This is a genomic window from Burkholderia sp. WP9 (assembly GCF_900104795.1).
In the GTDB taxonomy this organism is placed as follows: domain Bacteria; phylum Pseudomonadota; class Gammaproteobacteria; order Burkholderiales; family Burkholderiaceae; genus Paraburkholderia.
Genome location: NZ_FNTG01000003.1, coordinates 1 through 20139, shown reverse-complemented (window position 1 = coordinate 20139; position 20139 = coordinate 1). Strand labels below are relative to the sequence as shown.

At 61.7% G+C, this 20139-nt stretch carries 12 protein-coding genes and 3 pseudogenes; 8 read left to right on the top strand and 7 right to left on the bottom strand.

Annotation, left to right across the window (positions count from 1 at the left end):
- Nucleotides 1–215 precede the first annotated feature (215 nt).
- From BLW71_RS37330 to BLW71_RS37320, 3 genes and pseudogenes are all read right to left on the bottom strand, one after another.
- A pseudogene (locus tag BLW71_RS37330) lies at nucleotides 216–927 on the bottom strand (OmpA family protein).
- A gap of 58 nt (nucleotides 928–985) precedes the next feature.
- A complete protein-coding gene (locus tag BLW71_RS37325; RefSeq protein ID WP_091809371.1) occupies nucleotides 986–1750 on the bottom strand; it encodes a flagellar motor protein in 765 nt (254 codons plus the stop codon).
- Nucleotides 1751–1819: 69 nt separating this feature from the next.
- Nucleotides 1820–3064: a Crp/Fnr family transcriptional regulator gene (locus BLW71_RS37320; protein ID WP_091809369.1), complete on the bottom strand. Its 1245-nt coding sequence runs from the start codon at nucleotides 3062–3064 to the stop codon at nucleotides 1820–1822.
- Nucleotides 3065–3892: 828 nt separating this feature from the next.
- On the opposite strand from BLW71_RS37320, the gene iscB reads away from it, so the two are divergent.
- From iscB to BLW71_RS37300, 4 genes are all read left to right on the top strand, one after another.
- A complete protein-coding gene (gene iscB / locus BLW71_RS37315) occupies nucleotides 3893–5179 on the top strand; it encodes an RNA-guided endonuclease IscB (RefSeq protein ID WP_091809368.1) in 1287 nt (428 codons plus the stop codon).
- Between the two features lie 235 nt (nucleotides 5180–5414).
- Nucleotides 5415–6824, top strand: a complete 1410-nt coding sequence (locus BLW71_RS37310; RefSeq protein ID WP_091809365.1) for a flagellin — start codon at nucleotides 5415–5417, stop codon at nucleotides 6822–6824.
- 147 nt (nucleotides 6825–6971) lie between these two features.
- The gene (gene fliD / locus BLW71_RS37305; RefSeq protein ID WP_091809363.1) at nucleotides 6972–8801 is read left to right on the top strand and encodes a flagellar filament capping protein FliD; all 1830 of its coding nucleotides are present in this window, start codon (nucleotides 6972–6974) and stop codon (nucleotides 8799–8801) included.
- Between the two features lie 18 nt (nucleotides 8802–8819).
- Complete coding sequence (locus tag BLW71_RS37300) at nucleotides 8820–9119, top strand: flagellar protein FliT (protein ID WP_091809361.1); 300 nt, start codon at nucleotides 8820–8822, stop codon at nucleotides 9117–9119.
- Between the two features lie 116 nt (nucleotides 9120–9235).
- On the opposite strand, the pseudogene BLW71_RS37295 reads toward BLW71_RS37300, so the two are convergent.
- Nucleotides 9236–9605 (bottom strand): annotated as a pseudogene (locus tag BLW71_RS37295) (IS110 family transposase); the annotation flags it as partial.
- A 250-nt stretch (nucleotides 9606–9855) separates the two neighbouring features.
- Nucleotides 9856–10020: a hypothetical protein gene (locus BLW71_RS42060; RefSeq protein WP_218157154.1), complete on the bottom strand. Its 165-nt coding sequence runs from the start codon at nucleotides 10018–10020 to the stop codon at nucleotides 9856–9858.
- Between the two features lie 161 nt (nucleotides 10021–10181).
- Here BLW71_RS42060 and BLW71_RS37285 point away from each other — a divergent pair.
- The 4 genes and pseudogenes from BLW71_RS37285 to BLW71_RS37275 all read left to right on the top strand — a co-directional run.
- Nucleotides 10182–10373: pseudogene (locus BLW71_RS37285) on the top strand (IS5/IS1182 family transposase); the annotation flags it as partial.
- Nucleotides 10374–10455: 82 nt separating this feature from the next.
- The gene (locus BLW71_RS41290) at nucleotides 10456–10758 is read left to right on the top strand and encodes a hypothetical protein (protein WP_143048431.1); all 303 of its coding nucleotides are present in this window, start codon (nucleotides 10456–10458) and stop codon (nucleotides 10756–10758) included.
- 17 nt (nucleotides 10759–10775) lie between these two features.
- Nucleotides 10776–15092 carry a beta strand repeat-containing protein gene (locus tag BLW71_RS37280; RefSeq protein ID WP_143048430.1) on the top strand — a complete coding sequence of 1439 codons (4317 nt, stop codon included), beginning with the start codon at nucleotides 10776–10778 and terminating at the stop codon, nucleotides 15090–15092.
- Between the two features lie 217 nt (nucleotides 15093–15309).
- Nucleotides 15310–17124 carry an O-linked N-acetylglucosamine transferase, SPINDLY family protein gene (locus BLW71_RS37275; RefSeq protein ID WP_091809665.1) on the top strand — a complete coding sequence of 605 codons (1815 nt, stop codon included), beginning with the start codon at nucleotides 15310–15312 and terminating at the stop codon, nucleotides 17122–17124.
- Nucleotides 17125–17175: 51 nt separating this feature from the next.
- Here the strand turns inward: BLW71_RS37275 and BLW71_RS37270 are convergent, their stop codons facing one another.
- Both BLW71_RS37270 and BLW71_RS37265 read right to left on the bottom strand, forming a co-directional pair.
- On the bottom strand, nucleotides 17176–17832 hold the full coding sequence (locus BLW71_RS37270) for a glycosyltransferase family protein (protein WP_091809359.1): 657 nt from the start codon (nucleotides 17830–17832) through the stop codon (nucleotides 17176–17178).
- A gap of 1072 nt (nucleotides 17833–18904) precedes the next feature.
- Nucleotides 18905–19684, bottom strand: coding sequence for a glycosyltransferase family 2 protein (locus BLW71_RS37265; protein ID WP_091809357.1), 780 nt, complete (start codon nucleotides 19682–19684; stop codon nucleotides 18905–18907).
- Nucleotides 19685–20139 lie beyond the last annotated feature (455 nt).

Below are 20139 nucleotides of genomic sequence, written 5' to 3'. Positions count from 1 at the left end.
TTTTTGCAACCCAGCAATTACATTCTGCGGCGGATCGGCATTTCTGGAGACTTTGCGGTCCAGCATTGGCACGGCGGGCTGCGGTAGGTCCAGGGCGCTGCCTGCAGCGTGTGGGTGGCTTCGACTGAAAATCTGGCACGTGCTCGCGGCGGCGCCTGGCTATCTGACGCGGCACGGTCCGATCACTGAGGCATCTGATCGGGTCACGCATCCGTTCACCCGGGTCCATACGACGCGCTGCTGCCCTCCATGGCTTGATCCTCCACGAGGATGGTCACGCGGCGATTCGCAGCACGCGCGGACGCAGTATCTCCGAGAATCAAGGGGAAATTATCAGCCCGGCCAATTGCGGCCATCCTGCGGGCTTCGATTCCTTTGTCGGCGAAGAATCGAACTACAGATCCCGCCCGTGCCGACGACAGCTCCCAGTTGGATTCGTATTTCGCCGTCGATATCGGCGAACTGTCAGTGTGTCCCTCTACGAGAATGTTGTTTGCGGAATGATCGCGCAGCACCACCGCAACCTGATTCAACACCCCAACAGCTTCCGGCAGCAAGCGTGCGTCGCCGGAGTAAAACAGAACCTTCGCGTTGATTGCGATCTCGATGCCGTGGCTGGCGCTCGCAAGTGTAATCTGACCGGTGTCGCGAAGCGGTTCCAGAAGAGCGAGTAGCTGCTGCCTTGCCGCATCAGGCCTGGGCGAAGGCGTCCTTCGTTCTTTCCCTGGCAATGCGTTGCTGGAAAGTTTTCATTTCCAGCTCTTTGTAGCGGGCAAGTTGCAACGCGTATAGCGTGAGGAACAGCACCATCAGCGTGGTGATGAGGTCCGAGTAGGAGATCAGCCATCGCCCGGACTGCGCCTCGACGTCGTCTTCGTAGGCAGTCCCGTCCGAGGCGCCGCGCCTGCTGGAAGAGGAGGTGTTCATCGACTAAAGTCTGCTTTGGAAGCGATTGAATGGTATGCCAGCGCGAGCCTGACGCAGCCTATCCCAGCAACTCAGCCGATCTTTCGCGCACGTCGCCCGCCAGCCGGGTTTCGATCGTATGGGGCGATTCCTTACGCGATATCGCCAGCAGGCCGTCGAGATATAAACGCCGGAACCGCAATTCGCTATCCACTTGCGCCCTGATCTTCCCGTACAACGGCAGAAAGACCAGGTTCGCCAAAGCGAGGCCGTAAAGCGTGGCGACGAACGCAACCGCGATGCCGGCGCCGAGTTGCGCGGGGTCGAGCAGATGACCGGTGACCTGAATCAGGCCGAGTACGGCACCGAGGATGCCGAAGGTCGGCGCATACCCGCCCGCCTGCTGCCAGATTCGCGCGCCCGCCATGTGATTGCGCTCGTAGGCATCCAGCTCTCTTTGCAAGGCGTCTTCCAGCACCGGGGTAGATACGCCGTTGGCCAGCAATTCCAGCCCTCTTCTGGCAAACGGGTTGATGCCGCCGACTTCCATCGACTCGAATGCCAGCATGCCGTTCAGCTTCGCCTGATCGCCCCATTCGAGCAGAACCGCCAGACTTTCGCGGTCGACCTGGCGCGCTTTCACAAAGGCGAGCCGCAGTTGCTTGACGCCGTCATAGAACCTCGCCCAGGTGTTCTGAATCATCACCGCGCCGAGGGTGCCCCCAAACACGACGACGAACGCCTCCATCTGAAAGAGGGTACTGAATTGCCCACCCTCGAGCAGAAATCCGGCGACGACGGCCGTCCCACCGAACAATGCGCCGAACAGGGTCAAAAGATCCATATATCCTCTCCAACGGCCGCGCGTACCGCCAGCCCAAACCGGAATAAGCGGGTGTCCGCGAACCGGGTATCAGGCACCCAGACTCGAAAATGATGCTGTGTTGCCCGCAGGAGCTTTGATGGCCCGCACCGTATCGAGCAATCGCTCCTCGATCCCGGCAATCTCGAGCGGATCGATCCTGATGTCCCGCCGCATGACCCACGACACCTCTTTCTTTCTCGCCTCGGTCATCACCGACAGCAGGCGCTCACCAACAGGCTGGCCGGTCACCGCGGAGAGCAGTTTGGCGAGGTCATAGGTGTCGAAAGCATTCACAGCTTCGAACAGGGTCCGCTGGTCGACGAACTCCAGATCGTCAAGCGATTTCAGATCGCTAGCGTCACGTGAATTGCGTCGTGAAAAATACGCAATGCCTTTTTGCTCGACGTAATTCAGGACTTTAGTCTTGCGGAATGCAAAAATGTCTTCCGCGATTTCCGCGTGGGACAGCTTGTTCAGAATCAGCTTCTTATCGACGCCGATCAGCGCTTCCAGGTCAGGCAGTTCGATCAGCTCGAGTTCGCTGCTAATGGAGATGTCCAGTTCCTGGTCTGCCACCTGTTGGGCTCGATCTGTGATCCGGATCGAATCGAAAGTGACGAGCTGCCGGCTGGTCGCGCCGTCTTGCGCTGAATATCGCGTTGACATGCTGCTCAAGCGGTCGGAGCGGCCAGGTTCGAGCGTGACCAGGTTGAGTTTCTCCATGCGCTTGAGCATCGCCATCACATGCGGCCGGGAATGGCCGGCAATGGCATGGCACTTCCTGATGACTTCGGGCAAAGGCACCGAGAACTCTTCGCCTGGCGCGCGGCGTATACGTGCGTCAGGCCGATCCGCGCTCTCGCTGCCCGCCATCAGCGCCAGAACGTGTGCGTATGAAACGACTCCCGGCAGAAAATCAGCGTGCGTGTAAGTGGCAAGGATGTCGTCCTTCTTTTTGGCCCGGCGGATCATGGTACGCACGATATGGCGCAGCAGCGGCGACACTCGCTCAAGTTCCTCTTCCACGACGTCGGCCGAGATAACGGTCAACTGACAGAAGCTCAGTGCTTTCGCGCTGTGTGCTCGGGGTTCGGAAGACAGCAGGGCTGCTTCGCCGAAAAATTCGCCTTTGCCCAAGGTGGCGAGGACGACCTTCTTTTCGTCGCAATAGGTGGAGATTTCGACTTTGCCGTCTGCGATCACGAAGATAGCGGCATCGCCTGCGTAACCTTCAGAGTAGATGACTTCGCCAGGGGCCGCGGTGCGGGACCATGACGATCGTTGTTGATTCAAGATTCATTCCCCGAAGAGCTTATTGCCTTGTTCAGCCGGCGCCACGCTGACGCACAGGCATGTCAGATGGTCTCTGCTTATCTGATTGGTTAACGACATGCAATACGCAAATCTTTACCCTGCTACCCGGGCACCGGGTTGTAGAGCCACCCATGACCGGCCAGCTACTGTCCATTGCGGTGCTTCCCACGCGGGAATGGGACCAGCGTAGCATCGCGGACGAGATCTGGACGGGCTTGCTCCCGGCATGCGTGCGCCGCTAGTTGCCAGATCATGGTGATCCCCTGCGAACTGGATGCGGATAGCCTTCGCCGGCCAGTCTGCGGCATAATGTGGCCCTCTCAGGTTCTGGCATGGCCCTCGGAATGGCCAGAATCCTTCGCCGACCCCTAACCCGGTCGGTTTTTTTTCGTCTGGATCAGGTCGCACGAGCCCGTCGAGCGGGATCAGGTATTTTGTCAAATCTGGTGCAAACAGCAGAGACGACCCGCTGAGAATATTATCTTGGACACGACCCTCAAGTTCGCTCTGTTTTTGCCGAAATCCTAGAATGAGGCGGCCAGCAGTCAATCGCTCCGGCCTAAGGCCGAGGCTTGCAAAAGCCCGAGGTTGACCAGCCAGAGCCCCGCAAGGGGCTACGTTGTGCAGAAGTTCAAGACCCACTCCGCGATGCTTCCTCAGTTGCGGACCCTGGAACCTGCGGCAGTAGACACGCTTCGAGCAAGCACGAAACGGGTCGCAGGGTAACGCTGCTGTACAACTTTGGCGAGGGGAGCGGAGCCCAGGTGGCTCCCGTAACAAGGTTCCGTAAGGGACAATTGAGAACACATGGCAGTATTCGTACTGGATCGACGCGGTAGACCATTAATGCCGTGTTCGGAGAAACGGGCTCGGCTGATGCTCGAGCGTCGGCGCGCACGCGTTCATCGCGTGATGCCGTTTGTCATTCGCCTTACAGACCGACTCCTCGAGGAAAGTAGGTTGCAGCCGGTGCGCATTAAAATTGAACCGGGGAGCAAGATAACCGGACTCGCACTGGTGCGCGAGGATGGCGAGTCGACCGCCGTTCTTAACCTGTTTGAACTGATACATCGGGGGCGTCAGATCAGCGAGGGCCTGTCTGCCCGCAGCAACTTCCGCCGACGCAGGCGCAGCGCTAACCTGCGGTACCGGGCTCCGCACTATGCCAATCCCGCACGAACCAGTGGCTGGCTCCCTCCCAGCCTGAGACATCGGGTCGACACGACAAAATCCTGGGTGACGCGTTTTATCCGTTGGGCACCAGTAAGCGGACTTGCTAACGAACTGGTGCGTTACGACCTCGCGGCGGCAGAAAGTGACGAAAGCGCCCCCGACAATGAGGAGCATGCTGAAATCGCGGCCCACGAGATTCGCGCGTATCTCCTGGATAAGTGGGGACGTCAATGCGTCTATTGCGATTCCGACCGCCAGCATCTGCAGATTGACCCGATCGATCTTCGTACGGCAGGCGAGCCGGCGAGGCACATATCCGGTTTGATCCTGGCCTGTACTTCCTGCATCGCGCGGCGAGCTGGGCGTGACATTGGCGAGTTCGTCACCGATCGGGCGCGGCTCGTGCGGCTGCGAAACTGGACAAACGCGCCACAGAGAGATCGCGCGGCGGTCGACGGCACGCGTTCGGCCATCGCACAGTTCCTCGCAACGACTGGGCTCCCTGTCGATCTGTCCAGCGGCGGACGCACGAAATGGAACCGTACACGCCTTGCTCTTCCCAAGTCGCCGGCTCTGGATGCGGTATGTGTGGGCGCAGTCACGGCTGTCGTCGGCTGGCGCATTCCCGTCATCAAGATAAAGTGTACGGGCCGAGGCCGATACCAGCGAACACTTGTGAATGCATATGGCTTCCCCCGTGCCTATCTGATGCGCAACAAGCGCATCCATAACGTTCAGACCGGTGATCGCGTTCGTGCAACTGTCCCGACCGGCAAGAAAGCCGGCATCCATACGGGGCGAGTGGCGGTCCGCTCGCGTGGCTATTTTGACGTGCACAAGCCAGACGGACCGGTTACTGGGATCCACCATCGATACTGCGTCGTTCTGCAGCGGGCTGATGGATACAGTTATTCGATGTGACGGGTTATTGCTGACGGCGGTGTCGGCCTACCGTTAACCTTGGCAAGCTACCTTGACAGGTGGCGTGATGAACCGAATACCGGTCTGTTTCCGGTTTTTGATTTTAATTTACCCGATGAAATCTAAAGTTTCGTGATCTGAGGCCGACATCTCCTAGTGAGGTGGCTAGCAGTGAAATGCTTCCGCCGATGCCAATGTGGCATGTAAGGCTCAACGCCTATACAGGAGATTTTCCATGCTCGGAATCAATAGCAATATCAACTCGCTGGTTGCCCAGCAGAACCTCAGTGGCTCGCAAAGCGCCCTCTCGCAAGCCATCACCCGCCTGTCGTCGGGCAAGCGCATCAACAGCGCGGCGGACGATGCAGCAGGCCTGGCCATCTCGACCGGCATGCAAACGCAGATCAACGGTCTGAACCAGGGCGTGTCGAACGCGAACGACGGCGTCTCGATGATCCAGACGGCCAACAGTGGCCTCGCACAGATCACATCGAGCCTGCAGCGTATCCGTACGCTGGCAGTGCAGGCGTCGAGCGGCGGTCTGACGAATGACAACCGGGCAGCGCTGCAACAGGAAGTGTCACAGCAGATTGCCGAAGTGAACCGGATCGCATCGCAAACGCAGTACAACGGCAAGAACATTCTGGACGGTTCGGCAGGCAGCGTGTCGTTCCAGGTCGGTGCGAATGTTGGCCAGACGGTCGGCCTGAATCTGGGACAAAATCTTTCGGCGGCTTCGATCGGCAACGGCGCGGTACAGGCCGGCGCAACGCTCGGCACGCTATCGGTGTCCGTCGATTCCAACGGCGCGCAATGGACGGCCGCCAGCACCGGCAATGAAATCACGCAGGTCAATATCCAGGCAGACGGCAAAGGCGGCTACACGTTCACCGACCAGAACAATCAGTCGGTCGGTGCTCCGGCCGTCACCGCCATGTTCGACCTCACCACTACGCCTCCCTCGACCCTGGCTGGCGGCACCCTTGATCCGGCCAAGGTCATGGCCTCGATCGGCACCAACAACAACACGACGTTGGCCGCCGGCACGACCCTTGGCACTATCGGTGGTCTCGACATTGACTCTACCGGTACCGACAACTCCGGTACTGCGACGATCCCGCTGCCGTCGAGCGCGATCACCGCGATCACGGTGAAGTCGGATGGCAACGGTGGCTTCCAGTTCTCTGATCAGAACGGCACTGCGCTTTCCAGCACTGTCGCTAACGCTGTCTTCAAAGTCACCGCGCCCGCTGCTGCCGGTAGTCCATCGACGCTGGCTTTTGTCGCCACGCCGGGTACGGTCCTGAACGCCAATTTCACTGGCAACACGCAAGCCGTCTCAAGCATCGACGTCAGCACGACGAACGGCGCGACCCAGGCGATGGAGTCGATCGACAACGCGCTGACGACCATGAACAACATCCAGGCAAGTCTGGGTGCAGCACAAAACCGATTCACGGCGATCGCCACGACCCAGCAGGCCCAGTCGACCGACCTGTCGCAAGCACAATCGAACATCACGGACGCCAACTTCGCGCAGGAAACGGCGAATCTGAGCAAGGCGCAAGTGTTGCAACAGGCTGGCATCTCGGTGCTGGCACAAGCTAACTCGCTGCCGCAGCAGGTTCTGAAGCTCCTACAATAAGGCTTCTTGCAGTAAAAAGCCTACGCGTCGCGCGCATCATGCGGTGCGTAGGCGATATGTTCAAGGTTCACGGGAGGCACGGCCTCCTGCCCTGCATTCTGAATAAACAACAACGTATCTGAGTCATCTACGCGAGGGAGCCGTTCCATGTCAACCGTCTCGACAGCATCAGCTGCTGCCGCCGCAACCGCGAGCAACAATGCCGCGCTTCAGCAAGCCGCACAGTCGGTCATCAGCGGTTCCACCGGCAATTCGTCACTCGATGTCTCTTCGTTGGTCACCGCGCTGGTCAACTCGAAGACGGCCGGCCAGCTGTCGGCATTGACTGCGCAGACAACCGCGGACAACACCAAGATCTCCGCGATCGGTACGCTCAAGGCGGCCATGTCGGCATTGCAGGCCAGCTTGACCAACCTCGCGAACGGCACCACGCTGGCGTCGTACACGGCGACGACAAGCGGCTCGGGCCTGAGCGCGACCGCCGGCGTGGGCGCTGTCGCGGGCAGCTATGCCATCTCGGTCCAGCAGATCGCGCAGGCACAAACAATTTCCTCGGGCGCCTTCAACGCGACCACCGTGCTCGGCACCGGGACACTGAGCGTCTCGCTCGGCAGCCAGTCGATGAGCGTCAACATCGACTCGACGAACAATACGTTGAGTGGCATTGCCGCGGCGATCAACTCCGCGACCAATAATCCGGGTGTTTCGGCCACCATCGTCACCGGCACGGACGGCGCGCACCTCGTGATGCGCTCGACATCCACGGGTGCATCGAACACCATCAGCGTGTCCACCAGCAACGTGCAAAGCGATGCCGGGCTGTCGAGTCTCGGTGTCAAGTCGTCGCCGTCGCTCACGTCAGGCACGTTCAGCGCGAGCCAGGAGCTAGGTGCCGGTACGATAACTGTGTCGATCGGCGGCAAGCCGATGAGCGTCGCCATCAGCTCACCGAATGACAAGCTAAGCGACATCGCATCGGCGATCAACAAGGCGAGCGATAATCCAGGCGTGACCGCGAATATTGTCACCACGGCGAACGGTTCACAGGAGCTTGTGCTGAGTTCGTCCAACGGCGGTTCGAACGCCGTTAGCGTGTCCGTGAGTGGCGCGCAGGCAGGGGACGGGCTGTCGAGTCTTGGGAGCATGACGGCCTCGCCAGTCACTTCGTCGGGTGGCGTCGCGTGGAACCAGACGCAGGCGGCGCAAGATGCGCTCTTCACCGTAGACGGTACGCCGGTCAGCAGTTCCGCCAACACGTCGACGACAGCAATCGCAGGCGTCACGCTGAACCTGACCGCCGCCGCGCTCGGCACCACATCGTCATCGGGTGTCACGACGGGCAACGCACAGACGCTGACCATTGCGTCCGACACGACCTCCGAGGCAACGGCGATCACCAACTTCGTCAGCCTGTACAACACGCTGGTCACGACGATGGGCGCGCTCACGTCGTTCGACGGCACGCAGGCGCAAGGGTCGCAGGCCGGCCCGCTGCTGGGCGACTCGATGGCCAACACGATCCAGAACTCGCTTGCTAGCATCGTGAGTGGCGGCGTCAAGAGCGGCAATAGGTCGCTCACGCTCGCCTCGATCGGCATCACGTTAAATGCAGATGGCTCGATGGCCACAGACAGCAACGCGCTCAACACTGCGCTGACAAGCTCGCCGGCGACCGTTGCCTCGCTGTTCAACTCGACGAACGGTATTGCCGCCCAGTTGAACAATAGCATCACGAACCTCACGCGGACTGGCGGTATCATGGATACCGAAACGACTACCATCAACGCCGACCTCACGAGCATCGCCTCGCAGCAAACCACTCTCACGGCCTACACCGCTCAGCTGACGAGCCAGTATCAGGCGCAGTTCACGGCGCTCAACACGTTGATGGCGACGATGAACAATAACTCGCAGTACCTGACGCAGCTGTTCGGCGGCACGAACAGCGCGGGTGCACTGGCCAACGGTAAGAACTGAGCGTAAGGGTTATACGACATGACATCGCGCGAACTGGCCGAAAGTCTTCTTGCCTTATCCCAGGCGATCGAACATGCGGCCCAACAGGCAGACTGGCCTGAGGCCGCCCGGCTGAGCGAGCGGCGCTCGCCGTTGCTAATGTCGCTCACAGGCGACGTCGATGACGAGACCCTAAAGCTCGTGCGTCGCGTTCAGAAAATCGACGAAGCGGTGCTTGCGCTTGCGACCAGGGGCAAGTCTGAATTAGAGGGCGGACACTTCAAAGCGATGAACTGCGCCGCAGCCACTCGCGAGTATCACCGCGTCGCCAGATACTGATGGTCCAGGTTGGCGGAAATAAGGAGTTTGTGATTCCCGCCGGCCTGAGAAATCTGCGCAAACAGACAAATCCCTGTTTACAGGCATCGACTTCCGGGTTGATGCTGGGGCGCGGGTTGTTCGCGCGTCCGGTGTAGCGCCAGCATCGCTTGCTGCATCTCTGTCTTTACCGCGACCGGCTTGCTCGATTGCTGCACTGCTAGCCAGATCGCCGGGCGTCCGCCGCATCGCTCTTATTGCGAATGTTGAACATTTTCACGAACTCCGCCGGCATCAGCTTCACCTGATGCCCCATCTTCGTGAGTTGCCGTGCCCAGTGATGCGCACCGCCGCAAGCCTCCATCCCGATCAGGCACGGCGCGCGGTTCGCGAAATACTCGAGGAACTGCGCACGTTTGATCGGCTTGTTCACAACCTCCCCGGTCTCTTCATCCACGTAGTGCACCTGCATGACGTTCTTCCGATCCCAACGGGCGTGAGCTTCATGAGAGTCCTCTGGCTTGGCTCTGGAAAATCTCTATGATCTTCCGTTTTGGGCACTTTGATGCCGTCGCCCCGTGAGGGCCCAGCTTCCTGCCTTCAACTCCTACCGCTCACGGGTGGGAGGCGCTCATTCCATTCCTCCGGTTGCCCAAAGAGTGTCGGGCCTGCCGTTCCTTGCGCAGGATCTCGACTTCCATAACCAGCTCGCCAATGCGCCAGGTGGCCTCGCCAAGCTTTGCCTCCAGCGGATCGTTCAGCGCTCCTTGAGGCCGGCATCCATACCGGCCAAGGCTCGCTCACGCCATTCTTCGAGCCGGTATATCGGCACCGACACCTCGCGCGAAATGGCGACCGCCGGCTCGCCGCGCAACAGGCGCAGGACGACTTCTTTCCTCCTGTTGACGGACCACCGTTTCACTTCGGCGCCCGCGCCTGGGGCGCTTCCAGTCGCGCTACGCGCTCCTTCTACCGCCCCACGCACAGCATCAGCGACTTTCGACTTGTTCAGCATCTTCGAACCATTTCCAGACACAGGTTTTACCCCAAATTCGTGTCCAGAAAAATCGGAGGCGGTTCACGCAAAACACCTCGGGGCGGCGTTCGGCCGTGCCCGATACGATTGCCTTGAGCGTGGGTTACGCCATTTCGCGGCAAAAGCGCACGCTGATCGAACAAGGTTTCAGGTGGGCGAAGACGGTGGGGCGCATGCGCCAGGTGATGGTGCGCGGGTTGGAGAAGGTGGACCAGATGTTCGTGTTGAACATGGCCTAGTGGCGGAAAACTCGGCAATGGGGGCCACAAATTGGCCTCAAAACACTGAAAAAAGACGTTGAATTCGCATTGAAATTGCACAATGCGAAAAATCTTACGGCGAGAGCCGCAAGAACGGAGTGAAGCAGCTTCCGCTGGGGTCTATTTCAGCAGCCTGCTGGAAGGAGCCGCAAAACAGGTTTTCGAATATTTCTTTCAAATCATTGCTTTCATCGCGCGAACGAATTTGTCCGATGAAACAGACAGATTATTACCGGGCCTTTCTAAAGTTTCTGATCGTTATGTCGTTAATGAATTGGGGCCGGGGAGTCGTGCTGGCCGGCCGGATGTACGGATAGAGCGGCGCACGGTACGTATCGAAGAAGCCCGTTCGAAACAAAATTAATCTAGACAGGATGAAGCATGACTTCGATCGTAGCGGGGATGATTACGGCGCAGATCGCTGCCTTGACGACCACACAAGCTCGGGCGTTGACGTCGGCGGACCTTAGCGCGCTGAGTACGGATCAAGTCGAGGCGCTGACGACGGACGCGATTGGGGCGCTCACTACCTCGGCTGTGGTTTCCCTTAGCAGCGCAGGCATCGCCGCCCTGACTTCCGAGCAAATCGGCGCACTCAGCGTCACGGACATTGCGGCGCTCAAGACGGCACAGATCACCGCGCTGACGACGGGCCAGCTGAGCAACCTTTCGACCAACCAGATCCGTGCGCTGACCACGGCGCAGATCGGCGCGCTCACGACCGATCAGGTCCAGAACGGCCTCACGACCGATCAGGTCCACGCGCTCACGGCCGGGCAGGCCGGTGCGCTGACGACCGGTGACATCTCGGCGCTGACAACCGGCCAGCTGGATGCGCTCTCCACGGCTGACATTGCGGGTCTCAAGCCGACGCAGGTTGCCGCGCTGACGACGGGCCAACTGGTCGCGCTGACGACCGACCAGGCTCATGCGCTCACGACGGCCCAGGCTGCCGCGCTGACGACCGATCAGGTGAGCAAACTCACGACGGACCAGCTCAACGCGCTGACGACGGCAGCGGTCGCGGCGCTCAAGCCGACGCAGGTTGCCGCGCTGACGACGGGCCAGCTGAACGCGCTGACGACTACGCAGACGCACGCGCTCACGTCCACCCAGGTGGCGGCGCTGACGAGTGACCAGGTCAAGAGCGGCCTGACGACCGACCAGGCCCATGCGCTGACGGCGGCGCAGGCCAGTGCGCTCACGACGACCGACGTTGCGGTGCTGGGTACCGACCAGCTCAACGCGCTGACGACGGCAGCGGTTGCGGCGCTCAAGCCGACGCAGGTTGCCGCGCTGACGACGGGCCAGCTGAACGCGCTGACGACTACGCAGACGCACGCGCTCACGTCCACCCAGGTGGCGGCGCTGACGAGTGACCAGGTCAAGAGCGGCCTGACGACCGACCAGGCCCATGCGCTGACGGCGGCGCAGGCCAGCGCGCTCACGACGACCGACGTTGCGGTGCTGGGTACCGACCAGCTCAACGCGCTCACGACGGCAGCGGTTGCGGCGCTCAAGCCGACGCAGGTTGCCGCGCTGACGACGGGCCAGCTGAACGCGCTGTCGACGACGCAGACGCAGGCTTTCACGTCCGCCCAGGTGGCGGCGCTGACGAGTGACCAGATCAAGAGCGGCCTGACGACCGACCAGGTGCACGCATTCACAGCGGCGCAGGCCGGCGCGCTCACGACGGCTGACGTTACCGCGCTGTCGACCGACCAGCTCGACGCGCTCACGACGGCGGCGGTTGCGGGTCTCAAGACGCAGCAGGTCGCCGCGCTGACGACGGGCCAGCTGGTCGCGCTGACGACCGACCAGGCTCATGCGCTCACGACGACCCAGGCCGCCGCGCTGACGACCGATCAGGTGAGCAAACTCACGACGGACCAGCTCAACGCGCTCACGACGGCAGCGGTTGCGGCGCTCAAGCCGACGCAGGTTGCCGCGCTGACGACGGGCCAGCTGAACGCGCTGACGACGACGCAGACGCACGCGCTCACGTCCACCCAGGTGGCGGCGCTGACGAGTGACCAGATCAAGAGCGGCCTGACGACCGACCAGGTGCACGCATTCACGGCGGCGCAGGCCGGCGCGCTCACGACGGCTGACGTTGCCGCGCTGTCGACCGACCAGCTCGACGCGCTCACGACGACGGCGGTTGCGGGTCTCAAGCCGACGCAGGTTGCCGCGCTGACGACGGGCCAACTGGTCGCGCTGACGACCGACCAGGCTCATGCGCTCACGACGACCCAGGCCACCGCGCTGACGACCGATCAGGTGAGCAAACTCACGACGGACCAGCTCAACGCGCTGACGACGGCAGCGGTCGCGGCGCTCAAGACGGCACAGATCACCGCGCTGACCACGGGCCAGCTGAGCAACCTTTCGACCAACCAGATCCGTGCGCTGACCACGGCGCAGATCGGCGCGCTCACGACCGATCAGGTCCAGAACGGCCTCACGACCGATCAGGTCCACGCGCTCACGGCCGGGCAGGCCGGTGCGCTGACGACCGGTGACATCTCGGCGCTGACAACCGGCCAGCTGGATGCGCTCTCCACGGCTGACATTGCGGGTCTCAAGCCGACGCAGGTTGCCGCGCTGACGACGGGCCAACTGGTCGCGCTGACGACCGACCAGGCTCATGCGCTCACGACGGCCCAGGCTGCCGCGCTGACGACCGATCAGGTGAGCAAACTCACGACGGACCAGCTCAACGCGCTGACGACGGCAGCGGTCGCGGCGCTCAAGCCGACGCAGGTTGCCGCGCTGACGACGGGCCAGCTGAACGCGCTGACGACTACGCAGACGCACGCGCTCACGTCCACCCAGGTGGCGGCGCTGACGAGTGACCAGGTCAAGAGCGGCCTGACGACCGACCAGGCCCATGCGCTGACGGCGGCGCAGGCCAGTGCGCTCACGACGACCGACGTTGCGGTGCTGGGTACCGACCAGCTCAACGCGCTGACGACGGCAGCGGTTGCGGCGCTCAAGCCGACGCAGGTTGCCGCGCTGACGACGGGCCAGCTGAACGCGCTGACGACGACGCAGACGCACGCGCTCACGTCCACCCAGGTGGCGGCGCTGACGAGTGACCAGGTCAAGAGCGGCCTGACGACCGACCAGGCCCATGCGCTGACGGCGGCGCAGGCCAGCGCGCTCACGACGACCGACGTTGCGGTGCTGGGTACCGACCAGCTCAACGCGCTCACGACGACGGCGGTTGCGGGCCTCAAGACGCAGCAGGTTGCCGCGCTGACGACGGGCCAGCTGGTCGCGCTGACGACCGACCAGGCTCATGCGCTCACGACGACCCAGACCGCCGCGCTGACGACCGATCAGGTGAGCAAACTTACGACGGACCAGCTCAACGCGCTAACGGCGGCAGCGGTCGCGGCGCTCAAGACGGCACAGATCACCGCGCTGACCACGGGCCAGCTGAGCAACCTTTCGACCAGCCAGATCCGTGCGCTGACCACGGCGCAGATCGGCGCGCTCACGACCGATCAGGTCGATAACGGTCTGACGACCGACCAGGTCAAGACGCTGAGTTCGACACAAGTCGCGGCACTCACGACCGCGGACGTGGCCGGCCTCTCGACGGACCAGTCGAGCGCAATCGCCGCGTCGTCCATCGGCGGGTTGACGACGGCACAGGTCGCGCACATGACGACCAGCCAGTTGCTCAATCTGACGACGGCGCAGGCAGCTGTGCTGACCTACACGCAAGTGGCGGCGTTCACGACCGATCAGGTCCAAAATGGCTTCACGACTACGCAGATCAAAGCGTTCAGCGTGAGCCAGGCGGGTGCGCTGTCGACGGCCGCCGTCGCGGCGCTCACAACCGATCAGGCCTCGGCTCTGAGCACGGCCGACGTGGCGGCGCTCAAGACCAGCCAGATCACGGCGCTGACGACTGATCAGGTCAGCAGCATGACCACCGATCAGGTCCACGCGCTGACGTCGGCACAGGTTTCGGCGCTGACGACCGATCAGGTCGCGTCGCTCACGACCGACCAGGTCAACTCGCTGACGTCGGGCGCCTTCGGGGCTCTCAAGTCCACTCAGATCCAGGCGCTGACGACCGATCAGCTGAGCCATCTCTCCGCCACCCAGGCGGGGACGCTGACCACGGCTCAAATTGCCGCGCTGACGACCGACCAGGTGAAGAACGGCCTGACGACCGACCAGGTCCATGCGCTCACGACGGCCCAGGCGGCGGCGCTGACCACAGCGGACGTGGCGGCGCTGACGACGGATCAGGCGAGCGCGCTTGCGACCGGCGACATCTCGGCGATGAAGGGCTCGCAGATCTCAGCGCTGACGACGGCCCAGCTGCGCAACATGACGACTTCGCAAGCGGCTGCGCTGACATACGCGCAAGTGGCGGCGCTGACGACCGACCAGGTGAAGAACGGCCTGACGACCGACCAGGTCCATGCGCTGAGCACGGGCCAGGTGGCCGCGATGACGACGACCGAGGTCGTTGCGATGACGACGGCCCAGGTTGTCGCGCTGACCACGCAGTCGATTGCCGCGATGAAGACCCAGCAAATCGCTTCGCTTACCACCGACCAGATCAAGGCGTTGACGACGGATCAGGTGGCGGCGATGACGACGGCCCAGGTGCATTCGCTGCAACCGGCCCAGGTCATTGCGATGTCGACGGACCAGACCAGCCAGCTGGCGCTGTAAGGCTGGTCACGCTCCGGCGCGCGTCACGATTCAGTGTATCGGGATCGGCCGCGTCCGGAGCGGGATGGAAAAGTGTCAGTGGCCGCTTCAGATTAAACTGTGGCGGCTCCGATCGGGGCGCGAGCTGGCCGGCGTAGCCGCCCGCGCCGCTTTCAATGCAGGTGGCCGCCTGAACTCTGGCGGCCGTAAGTTGTTGTGCAAGCATGCGAGTCGACTCATGGCGTCCTCCCAAACGGGTTTTGAATCTCTAGTTCTGCAGGCCTGGCACGGCAAGCTCGATATGACCGGGCTGCTCGAACAGACCAATCGCTTCGAGGCGGACCGCCAGTTCGAGCTCGCGGCCGTGCTTTATCAGACCTGGCTGGCGCGCAACAGCACGCCCGTCAATCATTTCGTTTATTTCAATCTCGGCGTAGCGCTATTCAACGCCGGGGATGCCGAGGGGGCGAAGGCCGTGTACAGGCGGGCGATTGAGCTCGCGCCGAACTTCGTCAATCCGCATTTCAGCCTCGCCGTCATTCACGAGTGCACGAACCAGATCGACGAGGCGATTGCCGAGTGGACCTGGGTTGCGGAGCATGCGTCGCCCGACATTGCGGACCAGCGGGCGCTGCGCGTGTCCGCGCTGAACAATCTTGGCCGCGTGCACGAGAACGCACGGCGCTACGACGAAGCGCACGCTGCGCTCACGAAGAGCCTGCGCCTCGCGCCGATGCAACCCGACGTGCTGCATCATTGGGTGTTCCTGCGCGCCAAACAGTGCGAATGGCCGGTCTACGCGACCATCGACGGCGTCGATCCTCAGGCGACGCGCGACGCGACCTCCGCGCTGGCGATGATCAGCCTTTCCGACGATCCCGCCATGCAGCTCGCGGCCGCCCGGAACTACGTCAAGGCGAAGATCGATCTCGATGTTCCCGCGCTCACGAACCGCTCGGCGTATGGGCACGACAAGATCCGCATCGGCTATCTATCGTCGGACTTCTGTCTGCATCCGGTTTCCATGCTGACGGTCGAGCTCTTCGAGCTGCACGACCGCGAGCGCTTCGAGGTTTACGGCTACTGCTGGTCGCGCGACGACGGCTCGGCCCTGCGCCAGCGTGTGATCGGCGCGATGGACCACTTCGAGCGCATCGACCACCTCAGCGACGAGGCAGCGGCAAGGCTGCTGCGTGAGCACGAGATCGACATTCTCGTGGACCTGCAAGGCCAGACTCTCGGTGCGCGGCCCCAGCTGCTCGCGTATCGCCCTGCGCCGGTGCAGATCACCTATCTCGGTTTGCCCGCCACGACGGGGCTGCCGTTCATCGACTACGTGATTGCTGATGAATTCCTGATTCCGCGGGACTCGGCGCAGTACTACGCGGAAAAGCCGCTGTATATGCCCGACGTTTATCAGGTCAGCGACCGCAAACGTATCAGCGGCCCAGCTCCGTCGCGTGAGAGCTGCGGTTTGCCACGCGACGGCTTCGTGTTTTCCTCGTTCAACAACAATTACAAGTACACACCCGAAGTGTTCGCGGTGTGGATGAACATCCTCAAGCGGGTGCCGGGCAGCGTGCTGTGGCTCCTCGCGGACAATCCGTGGGCACAGGCGAACCTGCGCCGCGAAGCGACGCGGCTCGGCGTGGACGAGGCGCGCCTCGTCTTCGCACCGCGTGTGTCGCCGGAGAACTATCTCGCGCGTTATGCCACGGCGGATCTCTTCCTCGACACGTACCCGTTCAACGCGGGCACGACCGCGAACGACGCGCTGTGGATGGGGCTGCCCGTGCTCACATGCACGGGCCGCACCTTCGCCTCGCGCATGGCCGGCGCGCTACTGACCGGTGCGGGCATGCAGGAGCTGATTACTCGCGACCTGGGCGGGTACGAAGAGAAGGCGGTCGTGCTTGCGAATGACCCGGCGTACTGCCGCAAGCTGCGCGAGCAGCTTGGGCGGGTGCGGGAAAGCGGGGTGTTGTTCGATACGCCGCGCTTCACTCGCCATCTCGAAGATCATTTCGTCCGGCTCGTCGGCGAACTGGGCTGACGGACGGGCCGACTAGCGCAAAAACGGGCTGCCCCTGGACAAGCGCCCGGTTCAGCCGGCTTCGCTGTCAAGCACGCCATGGGGCGCCACCGTGTTCCTGTCGAGCCAGGGAAGGCCGTCTGGATAGCGCGCGTGCATGGCGAAGTTTTCGCGCACGAGTAAATTAATTACGGCATCCTGAAGATCGCCTCGCATGCGATAGTTGACCGTGTATTGACCGGTCGTGCCGTAATTTGGCGCGCCCTGGCTTAGTGCCGCGTAGAACGCGCGGTCCTGCCTCAAGCCGCCGTGCAAGTGGCTCGCAAAACGCTGAGCTACGCTCATGCGCAGGCAATAGCAGTTCGTGTCGACGAGCTTGTGCGGCGAAGTCTGGTTCCACGGGCCAACGCTTTGCCACTCGTCGTGCACGAGAAACGCACCGTCGGAATCGACCACATTTCTGAAGACGAAAGCCCAGTCCCAGGCGTTCGTCTCGATGGCGTCGAGGAGACTCGCCACATGATCCGGCTCAAGCCAGTTGTCCTGATGGAGAAAGCAGATGAGGTCGCTGTCGGTCAGGTGCGAGAAGACTGCATAGACGCGGTGCCCGTAAAAGCCATTGCGGCCGACGTTAGCCGTCAGCGCGCAGATGTCCGCGCGGCGCATGTCAAGCCTGGCGATCGCGCTGCGGAATGGCTCGATGTATTCGGGCCCGTCGATGACGATCACGGGCTTGACGTCTGCATGACGTCTGCCTCAAAACGGACTCGACGCACGCGCCGAGCAGCGAGGTCCCAGTGGGCGGGATGATGACGGAAACGGTGGGCACGCCCAGCTCCTCGTAGTCTCTTTTTCGAATGAAAGGTTCTGGGATCAATGGAACAGCGAACCTACTTACTGTAAGGGTTGTGCTATCCGCTGGGAAGCCCCGTGAGTGCGGCATCCCGCATGGTCGGACTTGCACAAACCAACGTTTGTGCATCGTCTACGTTCAGTCCGCCAGGTAAGGCGGAAACCGTTGCAAAACCCTGTTGCCAAATTGTTTTCGATGGCGATAGGTTTATGCATCTCAACGAAATCCGTCTTATGTCGGTTCGCTGTTCCATTGCCGGGTCGGCCGGCGGAATTTCACCACCAGCCGCCCACAGATCCGTGCGTAAATCTCTCGATTTACACGGCTCGTCCCAGTCATTCTCTTGCCATCTCGCAATGACAAATCGACGCGGAAGACAGATGCTCATCCCGGTTTCCCGGTTGGCGATAGCCTTCTTTGAACTGAGTCATCCCCTTCGCTCCACGCTCATTACAAGCGCTTCATCGCTACTACTGGATGATCCGCCCCCTTCACGTGCATCGGTACTTTCCCCCTTCGTGGTTCACACTTATAAGGTTTTCCCTTGGCATCACATGAAGAGTTCCCAAGTTCCGTATCTGAGCCTGAATTGGAGTCACGCCACCTATACACCGGACACCGCATGGCCAATAAGCAGGTTCCCGCCATGCTGATAATGAGAAGGGATCCGTCTCAGTTTCGATGTCGCCTAAAGGGTCTTTCGATGCGTCGTCAGTGGTTCGCTTGCGCTCGTCTCTCTAATTCATACATGCCGAGGTCTAACCCCGGCTTTTAACCATAACGTTCACCACCGCAGCCTTTCGTACTGAAGCAGCTTATGGCTGTTTGGAGCCCGTTCCTACAAACCGACTCCGAAGGGCCTACCTTCATCTCAGATACAGCATAGCGCTCAACAAGCGAGCGCTTTCATGGCACAAGATCCCCGAACCCCAATGATGAGCGCGCAGCTCAGAAGCTGTCGAGGTCGAGCGAGAGCCCGGCGGACGCCATCAACGCCAGGCGCTCGAGCCGTATTGCCATGCTGGGCGCCGGATGTCGCCGGTAGAGTTCGAGCATCGTCGCGCCGATGAGATCGTCGCGCGAGTTGCCGCGGCGCATGTTTTCCGGCGCGCACGCGCGGCTCTTGTGGATGGTTACCGAGTCGACTGGCATGTGCACGAGCGTGCGACCACGCAGGCACGCGAGCAGAAAGTCCCAGTCTTCGTAAAGCCTGAGGCCGGTGTCGTGGCGTACGTCCGCCACGACGTCGCGCCGGTAGACGATGCAACTGTTCGGCACCCGGTTGAGCACGTAGACGCTATCGGCCGTTACGCCCGAGATCGACACGGGCTCGATCGATTCGACGCTTGGCGGCTCGGTCGTGCGGTCTTCATGGCAGACCTTGAAGTCGCAGTAGAGCAGCTCGGGCGAGCCGTCGCCAATCTGGCGTGCCACGGCTTCGAGATGACCGGGTTCGAGCGTGTCGTCGTCATCGAGGAACATCACATAGCGTGACTGGGCGAGCGCGAGGCCCAGGTTGCGGCTTTCGCCCGGGCCGGACGTGCCGCTGCGCACGATGTAGGTATAGCGGCTCTGGAGCTCGCTCAGCTCGGCGTAGGGCGGCAGGTAAGTCGAGGAGTCCGACACGACGATGACGGCGAACTCGCGCCACGTCTGCGCGATGAGCGACTTCAGCGTGCGACGCAGGAGCAGCGGCCGGTCATGGGTGGGGATGATGATCGTGAACACAATGGGTCGCCGAAGGGTTGGGCCGTGCCAGGTAGTCTACGGGTGCACCGAAACAGACAAAGAGGCGAGCAAAGACGCGATTTGCCCGCAATTCGCGCGGCACGCGTGGTGTGTCTTCTATCAACGTTTCAAGCGCTTTCCGCGATGACGTGTCCACCGGTATTTCAGCAACCTGCTAACTAATGACCTGTGGGTTGCTCGAAAAAACGCAGCGGATGCCTGATCGGTTAATCAGGGGGCGTCCAAACTTTAAAACAGACGGCATAAGCGCAGCCCTTTCGCCGCCTAATCGGGAAGGGGATAAACAGACGGAGAAAATAGGCTCCCATGTCCCCGGGGAACCCAGGAGGCCACCAGCCCCAGTGACACTTCTTGCGCTGCTTGGCAGGGTGGCGACGAGCGAGCAAATCCTTTACCGCCGATTTTTGTAACCCAACTCAAGTGTTGAACGTCCG

Excerpts from the sequence above, each read along its gene's own strand:
- BLW71_RS37325 (WP_091809371.1), bottom strand. The coding sequence starts at position 1,750 with ATGGATCTTTTGACCCTGTTCGGCGCATTGTTCGGTGGGACGGCCGTC.
- iscB (WP_091809368.1), top strand. The coding sequence starts at position 3,893 with ATGGCAGTATTCGTACTGGATCGACGCGGTAGACCATTAATGCCGTGT.
- BLW71_RS37310 (WP_091809365.1), top strand. The coding sequence starts at position 5,415 with ATGCTCGGAATCAATAGCAATATCAACTCGCTGGTTGCCCAGCAGAAC.
- fliD (WP_091809363.1), top strand. The coding sequence starts at position 6,972 with ATGTCAACCGTCTCGACAGCATCAGCTGCTGCCGCCGCAACCGCGAGC.
- BLW71_RS37300 (WP_091809361.1), top strand. The coding sequence starts at position 8,820 with ATGACATCGCGCGAACTGGCCGAAAGTCTTCTTGCCTTATCCCAGGCG.
- BLW71_RS41290 (WP_143048431.1), top strand. The coding sequence starts at position 10,456 with ATGCGAAAAATCTTACGGCGAGAGCCGCAAGAACGGAGTGAAGCAGCT.
- BLW71_RS37280 (WP_143048430.1), top strand. The coding sequence starts at position 10,776 with ATGACTTCGATCGTAGCGGGGATGATTACGGCGCAGATCGCTGCCTTG.
- BLW71_RS37275 (WP_091809665.1), top strand. The coding sequence starts at position 15,310 with ATGGCGTCCTCCCAAACGGGTTTTGAATCTCTAGTTCTGCAGGCCTGG.